The following is an 11,867-nucleotide window of genomic DNA, read 5'->3' on the forward strand; positions in this document are numbered from 1 at the left end:
CCTTTATACGGCTATAAATCAGCCGTATAAGACAACAAATTTTCTTTCAATAACAATAAGCACAGGATTAGCATGCTCGATCCCAATCTGCTGCGTAATGAGCTAGACGCAGTCGCCGTCAAACTGGCTCGCCGAGGCTTTAAACTCGATCTGGATCTGCTGCGTTCGCAAGAAGAACGCCGCAAGGTTCTGCAGGTAGAAACTGAAACGCTGCAGGCCGAACGTAACTCCCGATCGAAATCCATCGGTGCGGCCAAAGCGCGCGGGGAAGACATCGAGCCGCTGCGTCGCGAAGTGAACGAACTGGGTGAAAAGCTGGATGCCGCCAAGGCTGAATTGGATGCGCTGCAGAGCGAGATCCGCGATTACGCTCTGGCGCTGCCGAACCTGCCCGACGATGCTGTGCCGAACGGCAAAGACGACAGCGAAAACCAGGAAATCAGCCGCTGGGGCGAGCCGCGCCAGTACGATTTCGCGGTGCGCGATCACGTCGATCTCGGTGAAATGGCCGGCGGCCTGGATTTCGCCGCGGCGGTCAAGCTGACCGGTTCGCGTTTTGTGGTGATGAAGGGGCAAATCGCCCGCATGCACCGCGCGCTGTCCCAGTTCATGCTGGATCTGCACACCGAGCAGCACGGTTATCTGGAGGCCTACGTGCCTTACCTGGTCAACCATGCGACCCTGTACGGCACCGGGCAACTGCCGAAGTTCGGTGAGGATCTGTTCCACACCAAACCGCTGGAAGAAGAGTCCGACAGCAGCAACTACGCGCTGATCCCAACGGCGGAAGTGCCGCTGACCAACCTGGTGCGCGACGAGATCCTGGAAGAAGAGTCTCTGCCGCTGAAGATGACCGCGCATACGCCATGCTTCCGCGCAGAAGCCGGTTCCTATGGCCGCGACACCCGTGGTTTGATCCGCATGCACCAGTTCGACAAAGTGGAAATGGTGCAGATCGTTCGCCCGGAAGACTCCATGGCGGCGTTGGAAGAGCTGACCGGCCACGCGGAGAAGGTGCTGCAACTGCTGGCGCTGCCGTACCGTAAAGTGCTGCTGTGCACCGGCGACATGGGCTTTGGCGCCTGCAAAACCTACGATCTGGAAGTGTGGCTGCCGGCGCAGAACACCTACCGTGAAATCTCCTCATGCTCCAACATGTGGGATTTCCAGGCGCGCCGCATGCAAGCGCGCTGCCGCAGCAAAACCGAGAAGAAGCCACGCCTGGTTCACACGCTGAACGGCTCCGGCCTGGCGGTTGGCCGCACGCTGGTGGCGGTGCTGGAAAACTATCAACAGGCCGATGGCCGCATTCAGGTGCCTGAGGTGCTGCGTCCTTATATGGGCGGCCTGGAATACATCGGCTGAAAAGCAAATAACTGAAAAAAGCGCCTGCGGGCGCTTTTTTTTTGCCTGTATCGCCCGCAACCGCGGCACGGGAAACAAATCGTGCGGTTCATTGATAAGTGGCGATTGACTTTTTTATCGCCAGTGGCATGATTCGCGCACTCTCTTGCGCGTTCGGTTTCAATTTCACTATGTCCGCTTACTCCCGCCCAGTGCTTCTGTTGCTCTGCGGCCTGTTGCTGCTTACGGTCTCCATCGCCGTATTGAATACGTTGGTCCCACTTTGGTTAACCCATGCTCAGCTGTCAACCTGGCAGGTGGGAATGGTCAGCTCTTCTTACTTTACCGGCAACCTGGTTGGCACGCTGGTGGCGGGCAGACTGATCCAGCGCGTCGGTTTTACCCGCAGTTATCACCTTTCCTGCATCGTTTTTGCCGTGGCGACCGCCGGCATGGTGCTGTCGCTCGATTTCTGGAGCTGGCTGGGGTGGCGCTTCTTCGCCGGCGTCGGCTGCGCCTGGATCTGGGTGATCGTGGAAAGCGCGCTGCTGCGCAGCGGCAACCTGAGCAACCGCGGCCAGCTGCTGGCGGCCTACATGATGGTGTATTACCTCGGTACGGTCACCGGCCAACTGCTGCTGAGCATGGTGTCCACCGAGCTGCTGAAGGTGGTGCCCTGGGTGACCGCCATCGTGATCGGCGCCATGCTGCCGATGCTGTTCGCCCGGGTGAACAGCCAGCATGACGAGCCTCAGCAGGCGGCGGTATGGCCGATGCTGAAACGCCGCAGCGCGCGGCTGGGCATCAACGGCTGCATTATTTCCGGCATCGTGCTGGGCTCGCTGTACGGCCTGATGCCGCTGTATCTGTCCCATCAGGGCATGAGCGACGCCAACGTCGGTTACTGGATGGCGCTGCTGGTGAGCTCCGGCATCGTCGGGCAGTGGCCGGTAGGGCGGCTGGCCGATCGTTATGGCCGCCTGCTGGTGCTGCGCATTCAGGTGTTTGTGGTGATCCTCGCCAGCGTGGCGATGCTCGGCAACTACGCCATGGCGCCGTCGCTGTTTATTCTCGGCTGTGCCGGTTTCACCCTGTATCCGGTAGCGATGTCCTGGGCCTGCGAGAAGGCAATGCCGCACGAGCTGGTGGCGATGAACCAGGCGCTGCTGATGAGTTACACCATCGGCAGCCTGCTGGGCCCATCGATGACGGCGCTGCTGATGCAGAACTATTCCGATCGCGTGCTGTTCGTGATGATTGCCGCAGTAGCGCTGGTGTATCTGATGATGCTGCTGAAAAAGCAAAAGCCGGACCGCCACCACACGCCGTTCGCCGCTGCCTGACAATAAAAAACCCGGCCTTGCGCCGGGTTTTTTGATCAGCCGAAAACGGTCAGTACATCACCTTGTGGCCGTAGCTCTCCAGGATGCCTTTGACGCGATCCATGGTTTCGGCCTTGGGGGGATGCACGCCGTCCAGCTGGTATTCTTCGCCCATCGCCACCCATTTGTGTTTGCCCAGTTCGTGATAGGGCAGCAGCTCGATTTTCTCGATGTTGGTCATGTCCCGGGTGAACTCGCCCAGCATGTGCGCCGACTTGTCGTCGTCAGACCAGCCCGGCACCACCACATAACGGATCCAGGTGCGCTGATTGCGCTGCGCCAGGTAGCGGGCGAATTCCAGCGTACGGTGGTTGGACACGCCCACCAGGTTTTGGTGGATGTCGTCGTTCATCTGTTTCAGATCCAGCATCACCAGGTCGGTGGTGTCCAGCAGCTCGTCGATTACCGGATCGTAGCGGCGCACGAAGCCGTTGGTATCCAGGCAGGTGTTGATGCCTTCTTCATGGCAGGCGCGGAACCAGTCGCGCACGAATTCTGCCTGCAGGATCGCCTCGCCGCCTGAGGCGGTGACGCCGCCGCCGGAGGCGTTCATAAAGTGGCGGTAGGAAACGGTGTCTTTCATCAGCTCTTCCACGGTGACTTCTTTGCCGCCGTGGGTGTCCCAGGTATCGCGGTTATGGCAATACAGGCAGCGCATCAGGCAGCCCTGGAAGAAGACGATAAAACGGATCCCGGGACCATCGACGGTGCCGCAGGATTCGAAAGAGTGGATGCGACCTTTCACTGACATTGCGGGGTTTTCTCCAATATTGACTGTCAAACGCAGTCTAAAAATAGGCGCCTGGCCGCCAGCAGGTATCAGCGATGCGGCGCTGGGGAGAAACCCGGCGCCGGGGTGAAACGATGCCTGTTGGCCGGCTATTAGCCGGATAACTGTTTTGCCGGATATCCATTCAGTATAGATGCCTGGCAAAACAGACTCGCGCGGAGTCAGGGGACAGTGCGGGTGGATAAAAGGGCCGGCAAGACCGGCCCCGACGCTGGTGCCGGGCGGGAAACCCGCCCGGAAGGGGCAATTACATCGACTGGGTGAAAGTACGGGTAATTACGTCCTGCTGTTGCTCTTTGGTCAGCGAGTTGAAGCGCACGGCGTAACCGGATACGCGGATGGTCAGCTGAGGATATTTCTCAGGGTTTTCCATCGCGTCCAGCAGCATTTCGCGGTTCATCACGTTGACGTTCAGGTGCTGGCCGCCCTCGATGGAGGCTTCATGGTGGAAATAACCGTCCATCAGGCCCGCCAGGTTGGCTTTACGCACATCGTCGTCTTTACCCAGCGCGTTAGGCACGATGGAGAAGGTGTAGGAGATCCCGTCTTTGGCGTAGGCAAACGGCAGTTTGGCTACGGAAGTCAGGGAGGCTACTGCGCCTTTCTGGTCACGGCCGTGCATTGGGTTGGCGCCAGGGCCGAATGGAGCACCTGCGCGGCGGCCATCCGGCGTGTTGCCGGTTTTTTTGCCGTACACCACGTTGGAAGTGATGGTCAGCACCGACTGAGTCGGTACCGCATTACGGTAGGTGCGCAGTTTCTGAATTTTCTTCATGAAACGTTCCACCAGGTCACAGGCGATGTCATCAACGCGGGCATCGTTGTTACCGAACTGCGGATATTCACCTTCCACTTTAAAGTCGGTCGCCAGGCCGTCTTCGTCGCGGATGGTGGTGACTTTGGCGTACTTGATGGCGGACAGGGAGTCCGCCGCGACCGACAGACCGGCGATGCCGCAGGCCATGGTGCGGTAAACGTCACGGTCGTGCAGCGCCATCAGCGCAGCTTCGTAGCTGTACTTGTCGTGCATGTAGTGAATGATGTTCAGCGCGGTTACGTACTGCTTGGCCAGCCAGTCCATAAAGTGGTCCATGCGTTCCATGACTTTGTCATAGTCCAGCACTTCGTCCATCATTGGCGCTTCTTTCGGGCCAACCTGCATTTTCAGTTTTTCATCCACGCCGCCGTTGATGGCGTACAGCATGGTTTTCGCCAGGTTGGCGCGGGCGCCGAAGAACTGCATCTGTTTGCCGACGATCATCGGGCTGACGCAGCAGGCGATGGCATAGTCATCGTTGTTGAAGTCCGGGCGCATCAGATCGTCGTTTTCATACTGTACGGAGGAGGTGTCGATAGACACTTTCGCGGCGTATTTTTTGAAGTTCAACGGCAGTTTTTCAGACCACAGGATGGTCATGTTCGGTTCCGGAGACGGCCCCATGGTGTACAGGGTGTTCAGGAAGCGGAAGCTGTTTTTGGTCACCAGGGTACGGCCGTCAACGCCCATGCCCGCCAGGGATTCGGTCGCCCAGATTGGGTCGCCGGAGAACAGCTCATCGTACTCAGGGGTACGCAGGAAGCGCACCATGCGCAGTTTCATCACCAGATGGTCGATCAGCTCCTGCGCCTGTTCTTCCGTCAGTTTGCCTTCTTTGATGTCGCGCTCAATGAACACGTCGAGGAAGGTAGACACGCGGCCGAAGGACATGGCGGCGCCGTTCTGCGATTTCACCGCGGCCAGGTAGCCGAAGTAGGTCCACTGTACCGCTTCTTGCGCGTTGGTGGCCGGGCCGGAGATGTCGTAGCCGTATTTGGCGGCCATTTCTTTGATCTGGGCCAGAGCGCGGTGCTGTTCGGCAATTTCTTCACGCAGCTGGATGGTCATTTCCAGGTCTTCGCCGTTTTCCAGCTTGTCCTGCAGCGACTTGAACTGGTTCAGCTTGTCGGCCATCAGGAAATCGATGCCGTACAGCGCCACGCGGCGGTAGTCGCCGATGATGCGGCCGCGGCCGTAGGCATCAGGCAGGCCGGTCAGCACGCCGGATTTGCGGCAGTTCAGGATGTCTTTGGTGTAAACGTCGAATACGCCCTGGTTGTGGGTTTTGCGGTATTCGGTGAACACTTTCTTCAGCTGCGGATCCAGCTCGCGGCCGTAAACCTTACAGGAACCTTCCACCATCTTGATGCCGCCGAAGGGGATCAGCGCGCGCTTCAGCGGCGCGTCGGTCTGCAGGCCAACGATGGTCTCCAGCTCTTTGGCGATGTAGCCTGCGTCGTGAGAAGTGATGGTCGCGGCAACGTTGGTGTCGAAATCAACTGGCGCATGGGTGCGGTTTTCCAGTTTGATCCCTTCCATAACCTTGTCCCACAAGGTGGTGGTGGCTTCCGTTGCGCCCGCCAGGAAGGATTCATCACCCTCGTAAGGAGTGTAGTTTTTCTGGATAAAGTCACGAACGTTGACTTCGTTCTGCCAGTCACCTTTGCTGAAACCTTCCCAAGCTTTGGCTAACTTTTCGTTAAGTTCGGTCATAGTACACCTACCTTCTAATGTGGATTTCTTTGTAAACCTGGTGCGCGATAACTCACAGCTTAGTGCTGCTGTTCACCACCGCGCAGATAAATTACCCAGTAAGTCAACCCAACCAGCAGGCCGCCGCCAATGATGTTGCCAATGGTCACCGGGATCAGGTTGTCGATGATGAAGTTGCTTACGGTCAGATGAGCAAATTGCTCGGGCGTTGCCCCTACGGCTTGCCAGAATTCCGGCGTGGCGAAGTGTTTAACCACGATACCCATAGGGATCATAAACATGTTGGCGATGCTGTGTTCGAAGCCGCTGGCGACAAACATGCCGACCGGCAGGATCATGGCGAACATTTTGTCCATCAGGCTGCGGCCGGAGTAGCTCATCCAGACCGCCAGGCAGACCATCAGGTTAGCCAGAATGCCGAGGCAGACGGCTTCGATAAAGGTGTGGTGCAGCTTGTGGTCCGCGGTTTGCAGTACGTTCAAGCCCCACAGGCCGTTATCGACCATGTATTCGCCGGAGAACCAAATCAGCGCCACGAAGAACAGCGCACCGACCAGGTTGCCGATATAGACGTTCAGCCAGTTCGCGCCGAGCTGGCACCAGCTGATGCGGCCGCTGGCCTTGGCAATCACGATCAGAACGGTGGAGGTGAACAGGTCTGCGCCCGAGACCACCACCAGCATTAACCCCAGGGAGAAGCAGATGCCGCCGACCAGCTTCGCCAGGCCGAAAGGCACGCCGGCGGTGCCGGTAGTCGCGGTGATGTAAAAAACGAAAGCGATGGAAATAAAGACGCCGGCGGTAATCGCCAAATAAAAAGTTTTCAGCGGATGCTTGGTGGCTTTATAAACACCTGCATCCTCGGCGATTTTCGCCGTTGCCGCAGGTAATATCAGATCGAAGGGGTTGTCAGTTTTCACACTAACTCTCGCTCTTAAGGGTTAAAACAACGCAATGAGATACTAGCAAAGCAGTATAGGGTAAAATTTGATTTGGATCATAAGGCGGGGAAGTAAGGCGGGTAAAAGCCGTATAAAAAACAAGGTTTTATGGATTAATTTACTGATTTTTATTGAAAAACTATTTTTTAATGTTTGCAAAAAATTTTGAAAAAACCTGAGTGGGCACATGAGCAAAGGTTAAATTTTAAGACTCATTGTCGCCATTTGGCGGTTAAAGTTTAATTATCGGTTAATTATTATTTCACCGCTCGGTAACAATTGCCGCTTTATTTATCTTTTTACTGTTTAAGTGCCTTATTCAGGGTAAAAAAATATGACGAAATAAGCGACAAAATAATGGTGACGGCGGGAAAATTCAATCGGCTACTGCTTTGGGAGTAGCGCCGGCGGGCATGCCGCCGGCGTGGGTAACGCGAGGTTACGCCTGCGCCCAGTGGCGGCGTTTGGCGTTTTGCAGTTTTTCGTAAGCCGCCAGCAGCGCCTGGTGGGCCGGCAAGGCTTTCAGGCTGCTGTCAACGGCGAACAGCCCGTTGAAACGTTCTTCACCGCTGATGGCCGCCGAAGCGGCGTCGACCGCTTCCTGGCCGTACATCTTCACGAAGGCGCTGTAGTACTGCGCCGGTTCGCGCTCTGGCTCCTGCGCCAGCAGCAGCAAGGTTTGCAGGCAGCGGTAATAGTTGCTGCGCGCCGGGCTCAGCACCGAGGAGTTAAAGTCCTGCGTCCATTCGGTCCAGATCAGCGCCTGCTCCAGATCGCCGCCCGCCAATGCCAGCATCGACTTCAGCTCGCCAACGCGCAGGGTGTACCAGGCATTGTCTTTGCCGCTGGCAATGCCCAGCAGCTCGCGCACGCGGGTGAAGTCGTCCAGTCCTTCGTCGTCCAGCCGTTGGATCAGCGCCAGATACTCTTCAGGCTCCCACTCGCTGCCCGGCAGCGCCAGCAGGGTGTCGCGCAGGTGAGCGCCCATGCTGTTGTTGGCCATCAGCAGATCTTCCGCCGGGTAGATGTCGGACATGCCCGGCACGATGATGCGGCAGGCGTACACATCCAGATGCTCGTAGTCGGCGATGTAAACCTCGGCGCCTTCCTTATCGAAGATGCTCATCAGGGTGGCGAACTCTTCCTGCGTGCTGCCGCTGAAGCTCCAGTCGACGAACGGGTAATCGGCATCCTGCTTGAACATGTCCCAGGAGATCAAACCGCTGGAATCGATGAAGTGGGTTTCCAGGTTGGTGTGTTCGGCCACTTCTTCGTCGTCGAAGGTCGGGGCGGTGAACACGTCGAGATCTTTCAGGCTGCGGCCCTGCAGCAGTTCGGTCACGGTGCGCTCCAGCGCTACGCCGAAGTCTGGGTGCGCGCCGAACGAGGCGAAACAGGTGCCGTTGGCCGGGTTGAACAGCACTACGCAGATAACCGGATAGTTGCCGCCCAGCGAAGCGTCATACGACAGGATCGGGAAACCTTCTTCTTCCAGCTTGGCGATGGCTTCCACCACGCCCGGATAGCGGTTCAGCACCTCGGCCGGGATCTCCGGCAGGCTGATGGATTCGGCGATGATGCGGTTCTTCACATAGCGCTCGAACACTTCCGACAGGCCCTGAACGCGGGCTTCGTTGGCGGTGTTGCCGGCGGACATGCCGTTGGAAACGTACAGGTTGCCGATGATGTTCATCGGGATATATACGGTTCGCTGGTCAGACTGGCGGGCGAACGGCAGCGCGCAGATGCCGCGATCGCCATTGCCGGACTGCAGATCGATCAGATCGCTGGCGCTCAGTTCCTGCTCCGGATCGTAGAACGCATGCAGACGCGGGTCGAGGATGCCGGCCGGCAGCGAGTCGTCCGCCGGGATCGGGAACCATTTCTCGTTCGGGTAATGCACGAAGTCGCCTTCGGCGATCTGCTTGCCCAGATAGAAATCGGCGAAGAAATAGTTGGTGGACAGGCGTTCGAAGTATTCGCCCAAAGCGGAAGCCAGCGCGGCTTTCTTGCTGGCGCCTTTACCGTTGGTGAAGCACAGCGGGCAATCGCGATCGCGGATGTGAACCGACCAGACGTGCGGCACCGGGTTCAGCCATGAGGCTTCTTCGATATTAAAACCGAGATCGCTCAGCTTCTGTTGGAAACGGGCGATGGAGTCTTCCAGTGCGGCGTCTTTGCCGGGGATAAAAGTTTGCGTCATTGTCTTCACTTTTTGAGCGTACTAAAAACGCGCAATGATACGGGGTTTTGCGCCCAAGCTCCACGTATTCCTAAAGCGGTGGCAAAGTCACAGTTTTTTTGAGGATAAGGGCCATAATTCAGCGAGTTATCTGTCACGGAGAAATCTAATGAAATCAGTGAAACTCAGCGTTTTGGCCCTCTTTCTGGCGGGGGGCAGCGGCTCGGCGCTGGCCTTGCCCAACGTCACCCTGCTGGCTACCGGCGGCACCATCGCCGGCGGCGGATCTTCGGCAACGCAGTCCAATTACACCGCCGGCAAACTGGGCGTCGAGGCGTTGGTCAACGCGGTGCCGGAACTGAAAAACATCGCCAATGTGCAGGGCGAACAGGTGGTGAATATCGGTTCGCAGGATATGAACGACCAGGTGTGGCTGACGCTGGCGAAAAAGATCAACGACGACTGCGGCAAAACCGACGGTTTCGTGATCACCCACGGCACCGACACCCTGGAGGAAACGGCCTATTTCCTCGATCTGACGGTCAAGTGCGACAAGCCGGTGGTGATCGTCGGGGCGATGCGCCCGGCGACGGCAATGAGCGCCGACGGCCCGTTCAATCTGTATAACGCGGTGGTGACGGCGGTCGATCCGCAGTCGGCCAACCGCGGGGTGCTGGTGGCGATGAACGACAGCGTGCTGGACGCGCGCGACGTGACGAAAACCAACACCACCTCGGTGCAGACCTTCCAGGCGCCGAACTTCGGCCCGCTCGGCTATATCCATAACGGCAAGGTCGACTATCAACGCTCGCCGCACCGCAAGCACACCACGGATACGCCGTTTGACGTCGGCAAGCTGAGCGAGCTGCCGAAGGTCGGCATCATCTATAACTACGCCAACGCTTCCGACGCGCCGGCCAAGGCGCTGATTGCCGAAGGGTATCAGGGCATCGTCAGCGCCGGCGTCGGCAACGGCAACCTGTACAAGACGGTGTTCGACACCCTGGCGACGGCGGCGCACAACGGCGTGGCGGTCGTGCGCTCCTCGCGGGTGCCGACCGGCGCCACCACCGAAGATGCGGAAGTGGACGACGCCAAATATGGCTTCGTCGCCGCCGGCACGCTGAACCCGCAAAAGGCGCGGATTTTGCTGCAGCTGGCGCTGACGCAGACCAAAGACGCGAAGCAGATCCAGCAAATGTTCAACCAGTACTGAGCTTCGTTGCCGTTCAGCGGGGCAGGGACGCCCCCCAACAGCCATCCCGACTGAATACAGCATAAAACACCGCGTTAACCCACTGAATTCCCCGATGACACAGCGTTTTATCGCACAAAAAAACGCAGCGGTGGCAGAGCCTGTTATTCCGCGCCGCGCCCGTTTGCCGCCTGCGGGCGAATAAGCATTGCAGCGGCGTTACGTGAGTGATAAAACCGATGGGTTGGTTAACATGAGAGTTAACTTCGGGCGTATTTCGGCAGGCCGCTTTTGGCGCGGCGAATAGTGAATGTGGTGAGGGGAAATGACTCAGGTTTATAATTTTAGCTCTGGCCCGGCAATGCTGCCGGTTGAAGTGTTGCGTCGTGCGGAACAGGAACTGTGCAACTGGCACGGCCTGGGGACTTCAGTGATGGAAATCAGCCACCGCAGTAAAGAATTTATCGCCGTTGCCCAGCAGTCCGAACAGGATCTGCGCGACCTGTTGAAAATCCCCGCCAACTACAAAGTGCTGTTCTGCCACGGCGGCGCCCGCGCGCAGTTCGCCGCGTTGCCGCTGAACCTGCTGGGCGACAAGGCCACCGCCGACTATATCGACGGCGGTTACTGGGCGCACAGCGCCATCAAGGAAGCGGAAAAATACTGCGCGCCGAACGTTATCGACGTGAAAACCCGCATCGACGGCCTGAGCGGCATCAAGCCGATGAAAGAGTGGCAGCTCAGCAAAGACGCCGCCTACGTGCATTATTGCCCGAATGAAACCATCGACGGCGTGGCCATCGATGAAACGCCGGACTTCGGCGACAAAGTGGTGATTGGCGATTACTCCTCGACCATTCTGTCCCGCCCGCTGGACGTGAGCCGTTTCGGCGTGATTTACGCCGGGGCGCAGAAAAATATCGGCCCGGCCGGCCTGACGCTGGTGATCGTGCGTGACGATCTGTTGGGCAAGGCGCGCCGTGAGGTGCCGTCTATTCTCGATTACACCGTGCTGGCCGAGAACGAGTCGATGTTCAACACCCCGCCGACCTTCGCCTGGTATCTGTCCGGCCTGGTGTTCAAATGGCTGAAAGAGCAGGGCGGCCTGTTGGAGATGCAAAAGCGCAATCAGGCCAAGGCCGAGCTGCTGTACGCGACCATCGACAATTCCGATTTCTACTGCAGCCAGGTGGCGATCGGCAACCGTTCCTGGATGAACGTGCCGTTCCAGTTGGCCGATGCTGCGCTGGATAACGTCTTCCTCAGCGAAGCGGAGGCCATCGGCCTGCAGGCGCTGAAAGGCCACCGGGTAGTTGGCGGCATGCGCGCTTCTATTTACAATGCGATGCCGCTGGCCGGCGTGCAGGCGTTGACCGACTTTATGATCGACTTCGAACGTCGTCACGGTTAAGCCAGGCTGTCCGCGTTAGGCGGGCCGCGATAGCTGTTGTCCTTTTGCATTAAGCGGCTCCGGCATTATTCCCGGAGCCGTTTCGTTTATCA

At 58.1% G+C, this 11,867-nt stretch carries 8 protein-coding genes; 4 read left to right on the forward strand and 4 right to left on the reverse strand.

Going from position 1 to position 11,867, the window contains the following annotated elements; genetic code table 11:
- The first annotated feature begins 72 nt into the window (after positions 1-72).
- On the forward strand, positions 73-1,365 hold the full coding sequence (serS, locus tag KHA73_RS08645; protein WP_234590322.1) for a serine--tRNA ligase: 1,293 nt from the start codon (positions 73-75) through the stop codon (positions 1,363-1,365).
- A gap of 170 nt (positions 1,366-1,535) precedes the next feature.
- The gene (locus tag KHA73_RS08650; protein WP_234590324.1) at positions 1,536-2,687 is read left to right on the forward strand and encodes an MFS transporter; all 1,152 of its coding nucleotides are present in this window, start codon (positions 1,536-1,538) and stop codon (positions 2,685-2,687) included.
- A gap of 49 nt (positions 2,688-2,736) precedes the next feature.
- Here KHA73_RS08650 and pflA read toward each other — a convergent pair whose 3' ends face one another.
- The 4 genes from pflA to ycaO form a co-directional block, all read right to left on the reverse strand.
- On the reverse strand, positions 2,737-3,477 hold the full coding sequence (gene pflA / locus KHA73_RS08655; protein WP_234590325.1) for a pyruvate formate lyase 1-activating protein: 741 nt from the start codon (positions 3,475-3,477) through the stop codon (positions 2,737-2,739).
- Positions 3,478-3,763: 286 nt separating this feature from the next.
- Positions 3,764-6,046 carry a formate C-acetyltransferase gene (pflB, locus tag KHA73_RS08660; protein WP_234590327.1) on the reverse strand — a complete coding sequence of 761 codons (2,283 nt, stop codon included), beginning with the start codon at positions 6,044-6,046 and terminating at the stop codon, positions 3,764-3,766.
- A gap of 59 nt (positions 6,047-6,105) precedes the next feature.
- The gene (gene focA, locus KHA73_RS08665) at positions 6,106-6,966 is read right to left on the reverse strand and encodes a formate transporter FocA (protein WP_234590329.1); all 861 of its coding nucleotides are present in this window, start codon (positions 6,964-6,966) and stop codon (positions 6,106-6,108) included.
- Positions 6,967-7,426: 460 nt separating this feature from the next.
- Positions 7,427-9,190 carry a 30S ribosomal protein S12 methylthiotransferase accessory factor YcaO gene (gene ycaO / locus KHA73_RS08670; protein ID WP_234590330.1) on the reverse strand — a complete coding sequence of 588 codons (1,764 nt, stop codon included), beginning with the start codon at positions 9,188-9,190 and terminating at the stop codon, positions 7,427-7,429.
- A 148-nt stretch (positions 9,191-9,338) separates the two neighbouring features.
- Between ycaO and ansB the strand changes: the two genes are divergently transcribed.
- Both ansB and serC read left to right on the forward strand, forming a co-directional pair.
- Positions 9,339-10,385 carry an L-asparaginase 2 gene (gene ansB / locus KHA73_RS08675; protein ID WP_234590332.1) on the forward strand — a complete coding sequence of 349 codons (1,047 nt, stop codon included), beginning with the start codon at positions 9,339-9,341 and terminating at the stop codon, positions 10,383-10,385.
- A gap of 304 nt (positions 10,386-10,689) precedes the next feature.
- Entirely contained in the window at positions 10,690-11,775 is a 1,086-nt protein-coding gene (gene serC / locus KHA73_RS08680; protein WP_234590333.1) for a 3-phosphoserine/phosphohydroxythreonine transaminase, read from the forward strand.
- Positions 11,776-11,867: the final 92 nt, after the last annotated feature.

Source organism: Serratia entomophila (genome assembly GCF_021462285.1).
GTDB lineage: Bacteria > Pseudomonadota > Gammaproteobacteria > Enterobacterales > Enterobacteriaceae > Serratia > Serratia entomophila.